Annotated in this window: 11 protein-coding genes and 1 pseudogene; 6 read left to right on the top strand and 6 right to left on the bottom strand. The window is 71.4% G+C overall.

Annotated features, from left to right (window positions below; all coding sequences use genetic code 11):
• Positions 1 to 59: 59 nt before the first annotated feature.
• Positions 60 to 764: a metal-dependent hydrolase gene (locus AB0442_RS03300; protein ID WP_366160281.1), complete on the bottom strand. Its 705-nt coding sequence runs from the start codon at positions 762 to 764 to the stop codon at positions 60 to 62.
• A gap of 480 nt (positions 765 to 1244) precedes the next feature.
• On the bottom strand, positions 1245 to 2930 hold the full coding sequence (locus tag AB0442_RS03295) for a GAF domain-containing SpoIIE family protein phosphatase (protein ID WP_366160280.1): 1686 nt from the start codon (positions 2928 to 2930) through the stop codon (positions 1245 to 1247).
• 663 nt (positions 2931 to 3593) lie between these two features.
• Here AB0442_RS03295 and AB0442_RS03290 point away from each other — a divergent pair.
• Together AB0442_RS03290 and AB0442_RS03285 are read left to right on the top strand one after the other, a co-directional pair.
• The gene (locus AB0442_RS03290; RefSeq protein WP_366160279.1) at positions 3594 to 3824 is read left to right on the top strand and encodes a DUF6458 family protein; all 231 of its coding nucleotides are present in this window, start codon (positions 3594 to 3596) and stop codon (positions 3822 to 3824) included.
• A 320-nt stretch (positions 3825 to 4144) separates the two neighbouring features.
• Positions 4145 to 6253 (top strand): cellulose binding domain-containing protein, encoded by a 2109-nt coding sequence (locus AB0442_RS03285; RefSeq protein WP_366160277.1) that lies wholly within the window; start codon positions 4145 to 4147, stop codon positions 6251 to 6253.
• Between the two features lie 149 nt (positions 6254 to 6402).
• Here the strand turns inward: AB0442_RS03285 and AB0442_RS03280 are convergent, their stop codons facing one another.
• Entirely contained in the window at positions 6403 to 6951 is a 549-nt protein-coding gene (locus AB0442_RS03280; RefSeq protein WP_366160276.1) for a GNAT family N-acetyltransferase, read from the bottom strand.
• Positions 6952 to 7231: 280 nt separating this feature from the next.
• Complete coding sequence (locus tag AB0442_RS03275; RefSeq protein ID WP_366160274.1) at positions 7232 to 7651, bottom strand: VOC family protein; 420 nt, start codon at positions 7649 to 7651, stop codon at positions 7232 to 7234.
• A 259-nt stretch (positions 7652 to 7910) separates the two neighbouring features.
• Between AB0442_RS03275 and AB0442_RS03270 the strand changes: the two genes are divergently transcribed.
• The 3 genes from AB0442_RS03270 (at position 7911) to msrA (ending at position 11058) form a co-directional block, all read left to right on the top strand.
• Positions 7911 to 8357 carry a hypothetical protein gene (locus tag AB0442_RS03270; protein ID WP_366160273.1) on the top strand — a complete coding sequence of 149 codons (447 nt, stop codon included), beginning with the start codon at positions 7911 to 7913 and terminating at the stop codon, positions 8355 to 8357.
• Positions 8358 to 9263: 906 nt separating this feature from the next.
• A complete protein-coding gene (locus AB0442_RS03265) occupies positions 9264 to 9443 on the top strand; it encodes a hypothetical protein (protein ID WP_366160272.1) in 180 nt (59 codons plus the stop codon).
• Positions 9444 to 10551: 1108 nt separating this feature from the next.
• Positions 10552 to 11058, top strand: coding sequence for a peptide-methionine (S)-S-oxide reductase MsrA (gene msrA / locus AB0442_RS03260; RefSeq protein ID WP_366160271.1), 507 nt, complete (start codon positions 10552 to 10554; stop codon positions 11056 to 11058).
• Between the two features lie 46 nt (positions 11059 to 11104).
• On the opposite strand, the pseudogene AB0442_RS03255 reads toward msrA, so the two are convergent.
• A pseudogene (locus tag AB0442_RS03255) lies at positions 11105 to 11377 on the bottom strand (flavodoxin family protein); the annotation flags it as partial.
• Positions 11378 to 11510: 133 nt separating this feature from the next.
• On the opposite strand from AB0442_RS03255, the gene AB0442_RS03250 reads away from it, so the two are divergent.
• On the top strand, positions 11511 to 13679 hold the full coding sequence (locus AB0442_RS03250; protein ID WP_366160270.1) for an IS4 family transposase: 2169 nt from the start codon (positions 11511 to 11513) through the stop codon (positions 13677 to 13679).
• Here AB0442_RS03250 and AB0442_RS03245 read toward each other — a convergent pair.
• The gene (locus AB0442_RS03245) at positions 13593 to 18851 is read right to left on the bottom strand and encodes a DUF6531 domain-containing protein (RefSeq protein ID WP_366160269.1); all 5259 of its coding nucleotides are present in this window, start codon (positions 18849 to 18851) and stop codon (positions 13593 to 13595) included. The two genes, AB0442_RS03250 and AB0442_RS03245, sit on opposite strands and share 87 nt — an antisense overlap.
• Between the last annotated feature and the right edge of the window lie 59 nt (positions 18852 to 18910).

Raw genomic sequence — 18910 nt, 5'->3', positions numbered from 1 at the left:
CGGGCCGGTGGCGGGTGAACTGCTTCCTGCGGCCGGGCGGGTGAGCAGCCCCGGCGGTCTCAACCGGTGAGGGCGGTCGGCGCGAAGGCCGCCGTCCACGCCAGCACGAACGCCCCGGCCGTCATGAGCGGCACCAGGATGCGGGTTTCGAAGCGGTTTCCCGTGCGGTCGATCAGCACGATCTCGAACCGCCGCCCGTACGGCCACAGCAGTGGGGCGCCCCGCCGGGTGAGGCAGTCGCCCAGGACGTGCGCGAGGGTTCCGAGCACCAACGCGTAGGGCAGCCATGTGCCGGTCCCGGGGAGCCAGGTGTGCACCGAGGCCGTGCCGATCGCGGCCAGGCCGACGGCGGTGGCCCGCACGGGGGCGCGGTGCCCGGAGGGGTGCGAGCGCAGGGCTTGGACGGCGAGGAGGAGCAGGGCGAAGGTCAGGCCGTCGGTGAAGCCGCGCTCCCAGCGGGCCACGCCCGCCCGACAGCCCGCTCCTGCCAGTGCCACGAACACCAGGGAGTGGGTGGCGTGCCGGTGCCCTCCCGACAGCCGGGCCACCGTGCGGCAGACCAGCCGGGTGATCGGCCCGAAGAGGTTCGCCACCGTTCCGTCGTGGTGGTCGAGGTCCGGCAGCACGGCCGCGCCCGCACTCAGCAGGGCACCGACGAGCACCTCCCCTGGCTGCAGGGGACGACCGATCACCAACGACGGCAGGAAGGGTGCCGCCGCCGAGAACACGAGTGCTCCGCTGACGGCGTGCGAGTGGCCCATCATGTGTGTCTCCCCCCTCTGCACGCTCCGTCCGTGGCCGCGGTGGCGTGCTCCTGTCGGCGACCCCGGAGCCGGTGTGTCCGCGGCCGCGTTCCGTCGTCCCCCGGTACGGGTGCGCTGCTCCTCCCGGCCGTCCGGGTGGCGGCTGCCCGGCTCGCAGCCGACCGTCGCAGGCCCCGCGTGTCCGGGCACCACGGGCATCCACCAGGACGTCGGCACCGGGGACTTCGAGCCGCGCGGCACCCGACAGCCGTCGGCTGCCCGCTGCGCGGCCGTCCATGCGCGGGTACCGCGGTCCGTCCGGCGCCGGAGCGGTCGGGCGGGGGCGAGGACCGCCGTGCCCCGGCGGGCGCTGCGCGGTGGGGGCGAGCACCGGGCCTGCCCCCCCCCCGGAACCTCCTGGGGTGACGTCCTCGTCCCCGTGGCGCGCACCGGGGTGTTGACCGGAGCGTGTGGTGAGCCCTGGGGCGGGCGGCCTTCGCCTCAGCGGCGGGGGATCCGCAGGGCCAGGAGGGCGACGTCGTCGTCGTTGTCCGAGGGCCGGACGTGTTCGAGGAGACCCTCGCAGAAGGCTTCGAGGGTGTGGTGGGCGAGGGCTGCGGCGTGGCGGCGGAGGCGGAGCAGTCCGGGGTCGATGCCGTCGGCGCGCGATTCGACGAGGCCGTCGGTGTAGAGGAGGAGGGTGGAACCGGGCGGCAGCCGGACGGAGGCGTCTGCGCGGTCGGCGGGGACGCCGGTGCCCAGGAGCAGGCTGCGGGGCGCCTGGAGGTAGTCGGCGCGGCCGTCGTGGGTGACCAGGAGGGGCGGCGGATGGCCGGCGTTGCTCCAGGTCCACGTCCAGCCGCCGGCTCCGGGGTCGGGGGTGAGGCGGCCCAGGACGAGGGTGGCGCCGGTCAGGTCGGTGACGCGGCCCAGGGCATGGTCGAGCCGCTCGACGACACCGCTGGGCGGGCCCTGGTGGGACCAGGCGAGGGCACGGAGCATGTTGCGCAGTTGCGCCATGCCGGCGGCGGCCTCCAGGTCGTGGCCGACGACGTCGCCGATGACCAGGGCGGTGGCGCCGTCGGAGAGGGTGAAGGCGTCGTACCAGTCGCCCCCGACCTGGGAGGCGTCCGGTGCGGACAGGTAGTCGGCGTGCAGCTGCACCCCGGGCAGCTCGGGCAGGTGGGGCAGGAGGTGGCGCTGCATGGTCTCGGCGACCCGGCGCTGACGCTGGTAGAGGCGCGAGTTGGAGATCGCCAGGCCCACCCGGCGGGTGATGTCCTCGAGCAGGGACAGGTCGCGGGTGCCGAACGGCACGGGGTTGCCGCTGCGTCCCAGCGTGAGCGCGCCGAGGACCTCCCGGGCTCCACGGATCGGCGCGATGACGGCCGAGTGCATGCCGGTGGCGGCGAACAGTTCGTGCTGCACGACGGCGATGCCGGAGTCGGGTTCGCCCTGGTAGACCTCGGGGCCTGCGAGGGAGGCGGCACTGCCGCGCAGGGCGCGCGACAGCGGCATCGGGGACTGCTCCAGCACGGCGGGCATCGGGCCCTCCAGCTCCGGGTTCCGGACCGGGCGGCCCTCCCGGTACTCGATCACCCGGGTGCGCCGGATGTCCCCGACCTCGTCGATGAGGTCGACCACGACCCAGTCGGCAAGGCGCGGCAGCACCAGCTCCGCCAGCCGGTCGACCGTCTCCTGCTCGTTCATGGTCGACGTCAACGAGGTGGTGGTCTCGGCGAGCAGCGCGAGCCGTTCGAGTTCCGGCAGCGTCCCCGGCGGGGCGGCCGTCACGTCGGCCGTCCCGGGGTGGAACAGCACCAGGGTGCCCGCGCCGTTCTCCCCGGAGAGGGGCGTGGCCGTCCAGTGCACCGGCAGCAGCAGGCCGTCGCCGCGCACGAAGCACATCGCCGCCCCGCTGCAGGAGGCACGGGCCAGGACGGCGTCCATGATCGGGCACTGCGCCCGCGGAGCCGTGCTCCCGTCCGCGCTGCGGTGCAGCAGCTCGTGGTGGTGGCGGCCGAGCACGTCGGTACGGTTCAGCCGCAGCAGCCGAAGGCCGCGACCGTTGACGGCGGTGATCCGCCCGCTGTCGTCGATCATGTAGGCCCCGAGATCGCCGACCTCGGGCGCCGCCTCCGGGGTCACCTCCGACGGCGCGGTCGGCGCCGGCTCGTGCCCTGACATCGATGCACCCTTCCTTCCCCGGACGAGTGGTGTGTGTGCAGAGGATTCCGCACGGCCCCGGGCGTCCGGAGACTCGGAGCCTGGCAGGAACCGCTGGGCGCCGTCAACGGACCCGCTGCGACGCACACCGTCGGCGCATGCCGGCCGGCTCGGTGTCGCACCGGTGACGCGGTCTGCTTCTGACCGTTCCGGAGCTCTTCATGCCGCGCCGTTCGACCGGCCCGCCGCGCTCCGGATCCCCGGCGCTCTCCGGCGCCCGGTGCGACGCCCGCCGATGCGCTCCCGGTCGGGACCCGTGGCCGCTCTGCGGCGCCCGCCCGTGGGCGACACGAAAACATCCCACCGCCACTCGAAAGGAGGACTGGGAATCGCGTATCAGGAAAGACGAATCCTGCAGGACCCTCATCAGCCCGAGGCGGTCCGAGATCGCAAGACCGTTCCCTCCCGGACGGCAGGCGGTCCCGTGATGGCCGACGGTGTTCCTCGGAGTGATCGGCACCCGGTCCGGCGACGCGCCCACCGGCGGGCACCGCACCCGGCCCACGGGCGGCGCGGACCGGATCCGGCACTCGTTCCAGGTGGGCTCCGCCGTCGCGGTCGCCGCTCGTGCGGCACCGCAGGGGCAAGGCCCACGGGCCCGACGGTAGATCAGGAGAAGAAGCAATGGGACTGGGTGTTTCCATATTCCTGCTCGCAGCGGGTGCCATTCTCGCCTTTGCGGTCAGCTGGAACGTCTCGGGGGTCGACCTCGACACGGTCGGCATCATCCTCATGGCAGTCGGAGCGCTGGGAATCCTGCTCTTCCTCGGCCTGCGGTACCGGGCCCACTACGTGATCCGCGACCGCATCGTCGACGAGCCCCCGGTGGAGCGCCGTCGCGACCGGGGCCTGTGACGATCCCGGCCGCCCGGGGGTGACCCTTCACCGGGGCGGCGGCGGACGCGGGTCGTGCGGCAGCGCCGAGCCGTTCCCGCCGGGGGACGACCGCGCCCGCGCGATCACGCCCGCCCGATCGCGCGGGCGACCGTGCCCCCCGATGCGTCCGGAAGATTGACGTGCCCGGCGCCCCCTCACATCATGGGAGCGCTCCCAAGACCCATCCGCCGCACGCATCGTCGACGGTCGACGCGGCACCGCACGCCGCACAGCCCCCGTCCACCGTCCCGCCCGCGGCGTGCCCCCCGGGCCGGCGCATCCCCCGGGAGGAACACGTCATGCCGTTCCGCAGCAGACCAGACGGGCCCCGTCGTCCCCTCGCCGCGACGGCCTCGGCCGCCCTGGCCGTGGTGGCCGCGGCACTGCCGCTGTCCGCCCCCGCCGTCGCGGCCGACCCCGCCGCCACCGGCCGCACCACCGTCACGGTCAACGCGAGCGCGGGTCTGGGCACCGTCGGCTCCACCGCGCTCGGCGCGAACACCGCCGTCTGGGACTCGTACATGAACGACCCCCGGGTGGTCTCCCTGTACAAGGCCGCCGGGATCGGCGCGCTGCGCTACCCGGGCGGCTCCTACTCCGACATCTACCACTGGGTCGACAACACCGCACCGGGCGGGTACGTCGCCCCCGGCACCGACTTCGACGCCTTCATGGGCACCGTGAAGGCCACCGGCGCCCAACCGATCCTGATCGCCAACTACGGCTCCGGCACGGCCCTGGAGGCCGCGGACTGGGTCCGGTACGCCAACGTCACCAAGGACTACGGGGCGAAGTACTGGGAGATCGGCAACGAGATCTACGGCAACGGCGTCTACGGCAGCGGCTGGGAGAACGACGTCCACGCCGACAAGACGCCCGACCAGTACGCCAGGGAGGTCAAGGCGTACGCCGCGGCCATGAAGGCCGTCGACCCCACCGTCAAAATCGGCGCGGTGCTCACCATGCCCGGCAACTGGCCGGACGGCATCGTGGCCGCCGGCGACACCGGCGACTGGAACCACACCGTGCTCGCCGCCGTCGCCCACGACGTCGACTTCGTCAGCGTCCACTGGTACCCCGACACCGGCACCGGCGACCAGTCGCTGGCCGCCGTGCAGCAACTCCCCGGCGAGCTCCGCCAGGTGCGCACCCTGCTGGACCAGTACGCGGGCGCCGACTCCGCGCGCATCGGCATCGCTATGACCGAAGTGAACTCCGACTCCGGCAGCGGCGCCTTCACCAGCCGCCCCAACGGCCTGTTCGCCGCGGAGGCCGTGATGACGGCGCTGGAGAACGGCGTCTTCACCGTGGACTGGTGGGACACCCACAACGGCGCGGGCGCCGTCACCACGGTCGGCGGTGAGACCGACCACGGCGACATGGGCATGCTGTCGAACGGCAGCTGCTCCGGCGGCGTCTGCGAGCCCGCGGTGAACACCCCGTTCGCGCCCTACTGGGGCATCAAGGCGCTGGGCGCCCTCGGCGACCCGGGCGACAGCATGGTGGCCTCCGGCACCTCCGACCCCGAGGTCTCCTCCCACGCGGTGCTCCGGGCCGACGGCGACCTCAGCGTCCTGCTGCTCAACAAGAGCTCCTCCGCCGAGCACACCGTGGACCTGCGGTACCCGGGCTTCACCGCGGGTGCCGCAGCTCCCTCCGTCCAGCGGTGGGCACCGGGCGACGACGGCCTGGTGGACGCGACCGGCACCGCCACCTCCTCCTCGGCGACCCTGGCCCCCTACTCCGTCACCGTGCTGACCGTGCACCCGAAGAGCGGCACCGGCTCGTCCGCCGCCACCGTCGGCACCCCCGGTGCGCCCCGGACCACCGCGGTCGGCGCCGACACCGCCTCCCTGAGCTGGCCGGCCGCCACCGGCGCGGTGGACCGCTACGAGGTCTACGAGCAGCTCGGCACCACCGTCCAGTTGCTCGGCTCGTCCACCGGCACCTCCGCCACGCTCCACAACCTGCCGCCGGGCTCCCGGCACACGGTCAACGTGCTGGCCCGCGACCAGGCGGGGCACCTCTCCCGGCCCTCCGAACCGCTCACCTTCACCACCGGCACCCCCGACGACAGCACCTGCACCGTCGCGTACCAGGTGACCACCGGCTGGGGCAACGGCTTCGTCGCCGACGTCGTGGTGAGCAACCCCGGCCCGGCGGACATCAACGGCTGGACACTGGACTTCGACTGGCCGTCCACCGGGCAGTCCGCCGACTCCTGGTGGAACGCCGACATCACCTCCGAGGGGCAGCACGTCCGCGTGACCAACGGCGCGTACAACGCCAGGCTCGCCCCCGACGGCGGCAACTCCGTCAACTTCGGCTTCATCGGCGGCAACAACGGCGCCAACCCGTCCCCGACGGTCTTCCGGCTGAACGGAACGGTCTGCCGGACCGTCGCCTGATCCCGGCCCGGGCCCGACGAGAAGCGCCCTTCTCGTCGGGCCCGTCCACCGCGGGTCCGTCCGTCGTGGGCCCCGTCCGGCGTCGGGCCGTCCGCCGTTTCCGGCTCGTCCGCCGTTTCCGGCCCCTCCGCCGGCGGACGGGCTCCGGCTCACACCGGCGGCGTGACCGCCGACCGCAGGCCGAGCCACTGCTCGGCGTCCCAGGCCCGGAACCGCTCCACCTCGATGAACCCCAGTTTCGCCGCGAGTCGCATCGAACCGACGTTCGCACTCTGGGTCGTGAGCACCACCGGCTCGCCGGGGAAGACACCGTCGAACCAGCCGAGGGCCGCCCGGCACGCCTCCGCGGCGTACCCGAACCCCCACGCCCGCGGCAGGAACAGGTACCCCAGATCGGCCTTCCCCACCGCGGCCGGGCGACGATGCTCCGTCGCCCTCCTGAGCAGGACCTGACCGATCATCGCTCCGTCGAGCTCGACGACGAAACTCCCGGGCCACCCCTCGGGCACCCCGGGCACCTCACGGATCCCGCGCTCCACCTCGTCACGCGGCCGGGCGCCGCCGAGGTAGGTGTGCACCTCCGGCGACGCCAGCAGATCGACGAACGCCGCCCGGTCCCGGTCCTCGGGCGCGCGGAGCACGAGCCTCTCGGTCCTGATCGGCTCGGGCGGCCAGGCGATGTGCCCCAGGTCTGACATGTACGCAGGCTAACAGGTACCGCCGGGGTTCGTTCTTCGCGACCTCGGGGCTGGGGAAGTGGGATGCCGTTCCGTCAACTGACGACCGCTCGGGAGAGCATCCCCTGGGACGAGGCGGCGGAGCGCCGTCCGTTCCTCGACGGGCCTGACTCGACTTCGACGGCCTGTTCAGCGAGGAACCGGCGCAGGTCCTCGTGCACGGCGGCGACGTGGTCGCCCCGGCGGGAGGGGTCGAGCCGTCGGGGTGGCCGGCCTGGGAGCCGGTCGGTTTCCGCGATGGTCAGAGCACCAGGTCGTCGTGCTCGTCGAAGATCCAACCGTCCTCGTGGAGGACCTCGAACAGGTGGCCGTCGGGATCGGTGAAGTATCCGCTGTGTCCCCAGGGATTCGGGCCGGCCGGGCGGGTGACGGTGGCGCCCAGCTCGGCGGCCTTGGCCATCACCCGGTACACCTCTTCCGCGCTGCGGGCCACGTACGCCAGGGCGAAGCCGGCGAATCCGCCCGGCTCCCGGTCGGGCAGACCGGCGTCGGCCGCGAAGGCCGCCCGGGACTGGAACCCGACCGCGACCCCGCCCAGTTCGAACAGCGCGAACTCGTCCGATCCCGCCGTGGACCTCCGCCACCCCAGCGCCCGGTAGAACGCGACCGAGGCGGCGACATCGCGCACACCGAGCAGGATCAGATTGAGTCGCTGTCGCATGACTTCCTCCCGAGAACCGGAACCCGGCCCGTCATGCTGCCATCCCCCACCGACACCACCACGGCCGGCCCGACGCCGCCGGCTGCCGGCGGCCCGGCTCAGCGGTGTTCGGGGTCCTCGAAGTCGAAGCGGCAGACGGCAACGTGCTGTGGGACTGCGTGCCCTACCTCGACGACTCGGTGGTCCACGAGGTGGAGGAGCCCGGCGGGATCAGCGCGATCGTCATCAGCCACCCGCACCTCTACTCCGCCATGGTCGAGTGGCCCACGCCTTCGACGCGCCCGTGCACCTGCACGAGGCCGACCGCCGGTGGGTCGGGCGCCCCGATCCCCCGCTGCACTTCTGGAGCGGACGGACCCACCGGCTGACCGACGAACTGACGCTGATCAACCCCGGCGTCCACTTCCCGGGCAGCACGGTCATGCACCGGAACACCGGGGAGGGCGCGCTGTTCACCGGCGACGTGGTCAACGTCTGCCCGGACCGCCGCCGGATCACGATCATGTACAGCTACACCCACCACATCCCGGAGCGCCCCGACGCCGTGCGCGCCGCCGGAGAACTGCTCACCGGCTACCGCTTCGAGCGGATCCACGGGGCGTGGTGGGACCGCGTCGTCACGGGTGACGGCAACGAGGTCCTGGCCCGATCGGTCGACCGGTACCTGCGCTTCGAAGAAGGACTGCCGGTGGAGGCCCCCTCATGACGACGACGGAACGCGCCCACCACCCAGCGGCACCGCCATCGCGTTCGCACCCCGTGCCGCCCGCTGCCCCGCACGGTGTCCGGGCCGGCCGGCACTCGACGTGGTCGAACCTGCGCAGCCACCGGGCGCGCCGGCGGTCTCCGGGACACCGCTGACCCCCCGCCCGACCGACGTACCGACGGAGAACGGGCCGACCATCGGAACGCCGGCTCAGGGCCGGTACGGCGCGGGGGGACAGCCAGCGTCGGGCCGTGGCCGCCAGGGCTACCGCGAGGACGCAGGCGGTGGCCAGCCACGCGACACCGATGCCGGTGAGGCAGTAGCGGGGCAGCAGCACCACGGTGAGGGCCGGCAGCAGGCCCGCGAAGGCAAGCTGCAGACCGGTCAGGAAGACGAGTGCCTGGCGGACCCGGGCGACGTGCACGGCGACGCCGAACAGCACGTTCGGCACCGCGGACAGCACCGTCAGCCGCAGCACCGTGGTGCCGTGCTCGGCGTAGTCCGGTCCGGACAGGTCGAGGATCCAGGGGCCGCGGCCACCGCGACGACGGCGGCGGGGTGATCAGGAGTGCGGTGTGGCGGAGCATGTGGCGGGCGTGCTCCGCGAGGCGGTGCGGTTCGGCGGCGCCCTCCACGGTCAGGGACTGACCCATGGCGTAGGCGGCCTGGTAGAGGGTGTCGGTGGCCAGGTACGCCAGCGAGTGGCAGGCGGCCTGTTCCGCGCCGAGCAGGCCCAGGAGGAGTGGCAGGGACTTGGAGACCGCGGTCCGGCCGAGCTGGCCGACGTAGTCCGCCACGGCGTAGCGGGCCATCCGACCGGCCCGGGCACCGGCGGCGTGAGCACCGCTGCCTGGGGCGGGGCGGGAGGCCGGCAGGGCGCGGGCGGACAGCACGACGTTCGCCACCATGACGGCGAGCACCAGCCCGCCCGCCCGCGCCAGCAGGATCCCCGCTTCGACGGCCAGCGCCGCGCACAGGGCCGGGGCGAGCGCCTTCGCCACCGCGAAGACCAGGTTCTCCCCCAGCACCCAGGCCGGTCGGCGCAGACCGGCCAGCGCCCCGCCCTGCAGCACGAACACCGTGTAGGCCGAGGTCGCGGCGAACCTGTCCTTCATGCCCGCTGCGTGCCTTCCCGCGTCGAGCGGGCCCGGCGGGCCCTGCTGCCTGCCGGGCGGCCGTTGCCGCGGGTCGGTGCGGCAGGCCGCCTCGGGGTCGAGGCGGTCCGTTCGCCCTCGGGCGCGGGCCGCGCACCGACACCGCGGCCCTGGGGTCGTCCGGCCCGAACAGCGATCGGCCCGTCGGCGCCCTGCGCATCGTCCTGCGGCGGGTACGGCGCACCGTGCTGCCCGACCCGGCCCGCGTGCCCTGTGTGTCGCACCCGCAGGTCGCACAACGGGGCGGAACCAGGACCGGAAGGATCAGAACGAACGGTTCAGGCATCGCTGAACCCTGGTAGAAACGATGCCGCCGGGGCTGGACCCCACGCCCGGGCAACCCGTTCGGGCGGAGGGCGCCTCACCGGCTGCGCCCGCGCAAGGCCGGAGGGCCGGCGGCGAGGCGTCAGGGGACCGGGGGGACGCACCACGGTCCGGCCGCGCCGGGGAGCCAGCCGGGCCGGGCGCCCCGGGGTGGGTTCGGCCAAGCAGGTCCCTGCCCAGGCCCTGGGCTCCCCGGGCGGGACCGGCGGGAGGCGCGCATCGTGGAGCGCGTCGGCCGTCCCGGGTCCGGCCGCGTGAGCGGCCGGGCGTCGTACGGCGAAGGCACGGAGTCGGGTCCGCCGTTCAGCAACCGGGGCGTACGCGCCCGGAGCGCGCGACGGTCGGTGACGGTGCGGAGGGGCCGGGGTGGGACAGGCAGCACCGGCCGTGGGCGGTAGCGACATTCGCCGACCGCCGTATCCGGGGGTCGCCGACGGACAACGGCCCTGCCCGCTGCCCGGGGCGACGCGCTGTGCCCACCCGCGGCCCGGCTCGCCGACGGCCGGATGCCCTGACGGCCGGGTTCGACGCGACGACGGCAACCTCCCTCGACGCCGTCCTGCGCCCGGGAACGTCGATCACGCCCTGAACCGGCCGGTCCTCCGCGTCCTTGCGGAACCCGGACGAGGGCCTGTCGGCGGGTACGCAGGAATACGGTGGCCTCGTTGGTTGTCAGTACCAGCGCAAACCGATGCCAGTCACTGAGGGAGAAGACCATGGCGACCGAGAAGGCCGTCCTTGCCGGGGGCTGTTTCTGGGGCATGGAGGAGCTCTTCCGCCACCAGCCCGGGGTGCTGTCCACCCGCGTGGGCTACACCGGCGGGGAGGTCCCGCACGCCACCTACCGCAACCACGGCAATCACGCCGAGGCCATCGAGGTGCTCTACGACACCGCCCGGACGGACTTCCGGGCCCTGCTGGAGTTCTTCTTCCAGGTCCACGACCCGTCGACCAAGGACCGCCAGGGCAACGACATCGGTGCCAGCTACCGCTCGGCGATCTTCTACCTCACGGACGAGCAGAAGCAGGTCGCCGAGGACACCATCGCCGACGTCGACGCCTCGGGCCTGTGGCCGGGCGAGGTCGTCACCGAGGTCACCCCGGCCGGGGACTTCTGGGAGGCCGAGCCCGAGCACCAGGACTACCTGCAGAAGTTCCCCAACGGCTACACCTGTCACTTCCCCCGCCCCGGCTGGAAGCTGCCCCGGCGCGCGGGCGCCTAGCCTGGGTCGGCCCAGGATCCGGTCGAGGTTGCCGGCAGCGCCGATCTCACCTGTGTTCGGGGTTCTCGAAGTCGAAGCGGCAGCCGGCGTCCCATTCGGAGCGCTGGTTGCCGTGGGCGGGGATGCCGCCGGCGTCCTTGAGCATCCGGGCGAGGTGCATCAGGTTCCAGGTCATGAAGGTGGTGTTGCGGTTGGTGAAGTCGTTCTCCGGCCCTCCGGAGCCCTCGTCCAGGTAGGACGGGCCGGGGCCGGCCGGGCCGACCCAGCCGGCGTCGGCCTGCGGCGGGATCACGTAGCCGAGGTGCTGCAGGCTGTAGAGGGGCCTTCGCCCAAGGCCGGGAAGTTAGCGTTTTCGCAGGTCATGCAAGCCAGTTGAGGGTTCGAGGCAAAAGCACAACGGAGCTCGTTGGTACAGGCAGTCGACCAAGACAGCTTGTACGTGAGGAGCTCCGTTGCGGGTTCATTTTGCCCTGTCCTCCGGGCTCACGACCATCACCCGTTCGGTGACCGTGGCCGCGGGCCGGTTCGCGCCTGGCCACCTGGGAGAGCTGACCGCCGTGGTGCCGTTCGAGCTCGTGGACGCGGTGTTGGCGGAGACGCGGACGGTGCAGCGGCGACTGCGCGATCTACCGTCCCGGGTCGGGATGTACTTCCCACTGGCGATGTGCCTGTTCCCCGAGGTCGGCTACCGGCTGGTCTGGGACAAGCTCACCGCCGGCTTGGCCGGGATGCCGGTGGCCTCGCCAAGTGCGAAGGCACTACGGGACCTTCGCCGTCGCTTGGGGGCCGTGCCGGTGCGGTCACTGTTCGAGGTGCTCTCCGGTCCCCTGGCCCGCCCGACGACGTCGGGGGTGCGCTTCGGTGCCTATCGGACCGTGTCCTTCGATGGCTGCAGCTCGCTGCGGGTGCCCGATGCGCCGCGCAATCGGGCATGGCTCGGGCGGACGCCTCATCACGGCTATCCCACGCTGGAATTGATGACGCTGGTCGAGACCGGGACGAGGTCCCTGATCGGCGCGGTGTTCGGCCCCACTGACGTGGGCGAGACCGCCTACGCCTGCCAGCTGCTGGACCTTCTGAGGCCGGACATGCTGGTGCTGTGGGACAAGGGCTTCGACGCCAACGCCTTCCTCGCCCAGGTGACCGCGACCGGCGCGAAGGTACCGGGCCGCCTCCGCAGCAACCGGCGCACCCCGGTCCTTGCCCGTCTCCACGACGGCTCCTACCTGTCGGTGATCGGCACCGTCGCGGTCCGGGTCATCGACGCCGAGATCACGGTGACCTGCGCCGACGGCACCGCCTTCACCGGCTCCTACCGGCTGGTCACCACCCTCACCGACGCTCGCCGCCACCCCGCCACGGCACTCATCAGCCTCTACCACGAGCGCTGGGAACACGAGAGCGCGTACTACGCGCTCCGCCACACGATCCTGGCCGGGCGCAACCTTCGCTCAGGCGACCGGGTCGGCCTCGAACAGGAGATGTGGGCCCTGCTCACGCTCTACCAGGCCCTACGGACCGTGATGGTTGAGGCCGCCGAGTCCGTCCCGAGCACCGACCCTGACCGCTGCTGCTTCACCGTGGCCATCCAGACCGCCCGCGACCAAGTCGTCCAGGCCGCCGGCATCCTCCCCGCTGATCCCTACCCCCTCGGACTGATCGGCCGACGGGTGCTGGCCCGCCTCCTTGCGCCCCGCCGTCACCGGACCAGCACTCGCAAGGTCAAGTCCCCGATGTCCCGGTACAGCGAGCGACGCAACGACGGTCGCCCTGATCGCAGCCGCACCATCACCGACCTTGCCGTCACCGTCCTCGAACCCGACCCCGAACAGCTGCCTCTGCCCGCGGCCTCCCGCGACGACCGGTACACCGTCCCTGCCCAGCGCCGACGACACCGCATCCTCTCCCTCCTCGAGGACGACCCGACCCGGCTGTGGAGACCCGCAGAGATCGCCGCCCACTTCGGCGACGTCACCTGCACACCATGTATCGGCAGCTCTCCCGATGGGCCGACAGCGGCCTCATCCACAAGATCGGGCCTGGCCTCTACGCAGCGACAGCTTGGACACCAACGGCCTTGCAACCAGCGGAAATCCGTTAACTTCCCGGCCTTGGGCGAAGGCCCCTACGTTTCCAGGGGATGGACATCACCCGCTTCCCCAGGATACGCAGAGAGCCCCTGCACGGGGCAGGGGCTCTCCAACGAGCTGACTCAGATTTTAGTCGTCATCACCGAGCACATGCGCGCCGAGTGCCTCCGCGATGGCCTTCGCGGCCTCCTCGGTCTTGTCACTGAAGTACCCCTTGATGTCGATCCTTCCTCGCCACCATGCGAACACCGCGGTCTCGCCGGGGACGTTGAAGGTCCTTTCCAAGCCCAGGTCGGTCGACTCCCATGGAGCGCCTTCCTCAAGCAGTGGACTGTTAGCCGCCAGCTCCTCCCACTCCGTGATGTTGATCGGATGCTCAGGGCTCTGGGTCCAGTCCTGCGCGCGAGTGATGTGAAAGTCGTAGCCCATTCCCAGCTTCCCCGGTCAGCCTGTCGAGGTGCCGAACAGCAGCACGACACCATTGTTATGTGCGTAGTCTTCCGCACGCTTCATGCCGCCAAGCTGGGCTGAAGTGAGTGGATCCTTTCCGTTGACGATCACGTAGACCACTCGGTTCTTGATGTCACCAGGAGGAAGCACGTCCGGGTGCCGGTGATCGCCCGCGTAGCGCTGAGCGTTGTCAATCCCTTCCTTCAACCGGTTGAACACGGCGGCAGCGGTCTGGTAGCTGGGAGCACTGGTATCAAGGGACTTGAGGCTGATAGCGGTGTGAGTCTCGGCGTCGAAGTGGTCGAATCCCTTGAAGCCATCGGGCAGGTTGCTCATGCCCATCTTCTCTTCGAACGCGAGTCCCCGGTCCCTGATCTTCAGTCCCCAGAGGTTGAGCTCGGGGATACCGGTAACTGCGCCGTGCTGGGCGATGTCCTGGGTGAGCTCGCTTCCGAGTCCGCTCATGCCCAAAGCGGTCGTCACGTTGGGGCCACGTGGGGTGAAGCGGCGCTGGGCCCAGGCGTCGAGACCGCCCAGGGTGGCGACGGCGACTTGCTGGGCGAGTTCGTCGGCGTGCTTCTCGACCTGGTCGGCGACGTTGTTGCAGCCGAATTCGCGAAGTTTGGCGGCGGCGACGTAGTAGGCGTAGGCGGGGCGGACGGGGAAGTACTTGTCGGCGAAGGCGGCGGCTCCGCCGTTGTTGCCGGTGAAGGCGTTGTAGAGGTCGCCGACGAATTCGAAGGGCATCTTGGCGCCGGTGGCGAGTCCGCTGCCGATGGCCTCGCCCACGCTCATGTTGGAGGGGTCGGCGTCCTGCGGGGTCATGCCGCTGGGGTCGGTGTAGATGGTGGGTGCGTCGGCCGCGTAGGAGTAGGCCGAGCCGTACGGGGCGGTGGTCGGCGACGGGATGGGGTCGCGGCTGGTGAAGCGTCCGGTGGCGGTGTCGTAGGTGCGGGCGCGGAGGTACTGCTTGCCCAGGGTGGTGGGGTCGTTGTACTGGCCGGCGAAGCCGAAGGGTGTGGTCGGGGCGCCTGGGGTGGTGGTGACGGTGCCGGAGCGTCCGTAGGGGTCGTAGGTGGTGCGGGTCTGCTGGGCGCCCGTGGAGCTGGTGACGTCGGTGACGGATCCGAGCCAGTCGCGGTGGTGGTAGTAGGTGCCGCCGGGGTTGTGCTGGCTCTGCGGCTGGCCGAGGGGGTCGTAGGTGTAGTCGCCGATCAGGGCGCCGGTGGCGTTGGTCTCGGTGGCGATCTGTGGCAGGGGGTTGTTGATGTCCCAGGCGAGGGTGCGTGAGGGGGCGCCGTTGGTCTTGGTGGTGACGCGGTTGCCGTCGGCGTCGTAGGTGAAGGCGTAGGTGTCCGCGCCCGCGACGGTGGTCGGGCGTCCGGCGGCGTCGTAGGTGTAGGTGGTGCTGTGGGTGCTGGCCTCCGCGCGCCAGCCGGGGGTGTTGAAGAGTGTCGTGCTGGTGGCTTCGTCCCAGAGGTAGAAGTTACCTGCGTCTCGGACCCAGCCGATGGCGCCGGGGTGGCCGGCGGTGTTGGTGCTCCACAGCACGGTTCCCGCGGAGTCGGCGACCACGAAGTTGCCGTCGGTCTGCAGGGTGGCGTGGGCGCCGGGGTGGCCGGCGGTGCCGGAGGACCAGACGGCGAGGCCGGTGTCGATCTGGTACAGGACCAGGTTGCCGTCGGCCTGCATGATCAGCCGGGCGTTGTTGGAGGCCACGATCGCGCCTGGCGCGAGGGTGGCGCCGCTGGCGATCTTCGTCGTGTTGAAGGAGGTGGCGACGGTGGCGGTGTTGCCGTCCGCGTCGTAGGTGTAGGTGGCGGTGCCGGTGCCGAGAGTGCTCTTGGTGAGCTGGTCGGCGGGGTCGTAGGTGTAGGTGGTGGTGCCGTAGGCGTCGGTCTGGGTGAGGCGGTTGCCGACCTTGTCGTAGGTGTAGGTGAGGGCGCCGGCAGCGCAGCCGACGGTGGTCGGGGAGACGGGGCAGCCCGAGGTCAGGCGGCCGGCCTGGTCGTAGGTGTAGTTCTGGACTCCGGTCCCGAGGCCGAGGCGGTTGACGTCGACTTTGGTGGGCTGGCCGGCCGCGTCGCGGGTGAGCTGCCAGGAGGCGAGCGTCGTCGTGCCCTTGGTGCTGGCGATGGAAGCGATACGGCCCGCGGGGTCGTAGGTGCGGGTCTCGGTGTAGCCGTTGGTGCCGGGCAGGGCCGTGGTGGTGAGGTTTCCGGCCGGGTCGTAGCCGTAGGTGGTGCTGGCGCCGTCGGCGGTGAGCTGGGTTCGGCGGCCGTCGTTGTCGTAGGTGTAGGTGAGCTTCTCGCCGTCGGGGTACTGGCGGCTGAGGACGCTGCCGCGGGGGTCGTAGGTGTAGGTGAATCCGGTGCCGCCTCCCGGTGCGGTGGTGGTCAGCAGCCGGTTCGCATTGTCGTAGGTGAGGGTGCGCGTGCCGGTGGCGTCGGTGATCGTTTTCGTCCGGCCGGCGCTGTCGTAGGTCCGGCTGGTGGCCGGGGTGGTGTCGGAGTAGGTGGTGCCGGTCGGCAGGCCGCGCGGGTCGTAGCTGTTGGTGGTGATCAGGCCGCGGGCGTTGGTGAAGGTGGTGGCGTGCCCCTCGGGGTCGTAGCCGTAGCTGACCTTGTTGCCCAGCGGGTCGGTGACGGTCGCGGGGCGGTGGAGCGCGTCGTAGGAATAGGTGGTGACGTGGTTGTTCGCGTCGGTCCGGGACGTGCGGTCGTTGACCGTGTTCCAGGCGTTGGTGGTCACCGCGCCGGTCGGATCGCTCACGGTCGTCACGTGCCCGGCGGCGTCGTACCCGGTGCTGGTCCTGCGGCCCAGCGGGTCGGTGACGGATGTCGGCCGGTTCAGGGCGTCGTAGGCCGTCGTGGTGGTCTTGCCGAGCGGGTCCCTGACGGTGGTGCGGTTCCCCGCGGCGTCGTAGCCGAAGGTGGTGGTGTACGTGGCGGGCGTGGCTCCGGAGGTGTTCCCGCGCGGGTCGACGACGCTTGTGAGGCGTTCGTCGGCGTCGAACGCCCACGTCGTCTTGTTGCCCAGGGACGTGGTGGCCGAGGTCCGGTTGCTGCCGGCGTCGTAGCCGTAGCTCGTGATCTTGCCCAGCGGGTCGGTGACACTGGTCAGCCGACCGAGCGTGTCGTACCCGTACGTGGTCTTGGCGGAGGTCGGGTCGGTGACGGTGAGGATCTGGCCGGTGGGGCTGTAGGTCGTGGTGGTGGTGTTGCCGAGTGGGTCGGTGACGGTGACGGGCCGGTTGACCTCGTCGTAGGTGGTGGCCGAGACCGCTCCGGTGGGGTCGGTGACCGAGGTGCGGTTGCCGCCTGCGTCGTACCCGAACGTGGTCGTGTAGGTGGCCGGGGTGGCCCCGGACACGTTCCCGCGCGCGGTGACGACCTTGGCCAGGCGGCCGTTCTTGTCGTAGCTGGAGGTGGTCTTGTTACCGAGCGCGTCGGTGCCGGCGGTCGGGCTGCCGGTCCAGTCGTAGGTGCTGACGGTGGTGTTGCCCGCGGCGTCCTTCACGCTGGTGCGGTTGCCGGCCGCGTCGTAGCCGTACGTGGTGGTGTTGCCGAGCGGGTCCTTCACCGTGGCGAGTCGGCCGTCGGCGTCGTAGGTGTAGGTGGTGGTGTTGCCGAGCGGGTCCTTGGCCGTGGCGAGTCGGCCGCCGGGCTCGTAGGTGTAGGTGGTGGTGTAGGCGGCGGGGGTCGCGCCGCTGAGGTTTCCGCGCGGGTCGGTCTTACCGGTGACCCTGCCTGCGGAGTCGTAGGCGAAGGTGGTCTTCTCGCCGAGCGGTGTGGTCACCGAGGTGCGGTTGCCTGCGGCGTCGTAGCCGTAGGTCGTGATGCCGCCGCGCGGGCTGGTGAGCGTGGCGAGCAGGCCGAGCGAGCCGTAGGTGTAGGCGGTCTTGCCGCCTGCGGGGTCGGTCGTGGCGGTGAGCTGGTTGCTTCCGTTGTAGGTGTAGGCGGTTGTGTTGCCGCGGGCGTCCTTGTGCGTATTGACGTGGTTGGCTGCGTCGTAGGTCCAGGTGTTCACGGCGGACGTCGGTGCGGGGGAGGTGCTGGTCAGGACGTTGCCGGCTGCGTCGTAGGTGAACGTGGCCTTCTTGCCGTTGGCGTCGGTCAGCGAGGTCCGGTTGAGGGAGCTGTCATAGCCGTAGGTGGTGGTCTTCCCGTACGGGTCGGACTGCCAGCTGATGACCCCGTCGGTGTACTTCTGCGTCCATATCCCACCGTCAGGGTGGGTGACGTAGGTGGTGCCGGGGTTCGCCGCGTCGTAGGTGAACGTGGTCTTCGCGCCCAGGGCGTCGGTCTGGCTCGTCACCCGGCCCGTGCTGCCGTAGACGTTGGTGATCCGCGTCTTGCCGAGCGGGTCGGTGACGGTGGTCAGCAGTCCGCTGCCGGCGTCGTAGCCGAAGGTCGTGGTCTGTCCGCGAAGGTCTTTCACGCTGGTCAGCCGGCCGCTGGTGTAGCCGTAGGCGATGGTCCGGGCACCTGGGAGGGTCGCGGTGGTGAGCAGTGAGCCGGTGTAGGAGAAGGTGACGGTGTGTCCGCCCGCGTCGGTGACGGAGGTCAGCTGACTGCCGGTGTAGCCGAGTGCCAGCCCGACCCCGGCCGGATCACGCATCGCCGTCAGCCGCCCGGTGGCGTCGAAGAGCACCTGGTGCTGATCGGGGGTCGTCAGCTGGTACCCGCCGGCGGTCTTCTGCAGCTTCGAGTGGACGTACGGCCGGGTCGGGACGAGGGAGCCATCCGCCTGGACGGCGTAGTCGGTCTGCGAGCCGTCCTCCGAACGGAACGTGACCACAGCTTGACCAACGATCAGCGACGCCGAGTACGGGAAGGCCCAGCCCTTGCCGAACACGCCGCTCGTGGCCAGCGCGGACGAGTAGCTCCGGGTCAGCTGTATCGCCTGACCGGGCCCCGCCACCTGCGCATCGGTGAACACCTCACCGAACGCACCGGTGGAGGTGTTCACCGGGTCACCGCAGTACTTCACCAACTCCAGCACGATGCCGGTACTCGACGGCGAACCCGGGCACGCCAGCGACACGTTCGCCGGAACCCCATAGATCGGCACCGGCGGAGCCGACGGCGAAACGAGCTGATCGGAGGTCCCGTCACTGTAGGCGTACGTGACGACCGCGTAGTAGTTGACGTCCCGCTGGATCTGCGCCGTCAGCGAGCACCAGCCGGTAGCCTCGTACACCGACCACTGCGCGGCGTCGATCTGCGCGTTGTCCGACGCGCGGTAGAACACCACCGATACCGCGCCGCGACCGGCACCGAGAATTCCGGAAGGAGTGTCAGGATTGAAAT

The sequence above is a fragment of the Kitasatospora sp. NPDC085895 genome (genome assembly GCF_040702125.1).
GTDB classification, from domain to species: Bacteria; Actinomycetota; Actinomycetes; order Streptomycetales; family Streptomycetaceae; genus Kitasatospora; species Kitasatospora arboriphila.
This window is presented reverse-complemented; position numbering and strand designations above follow the sequence as displayed.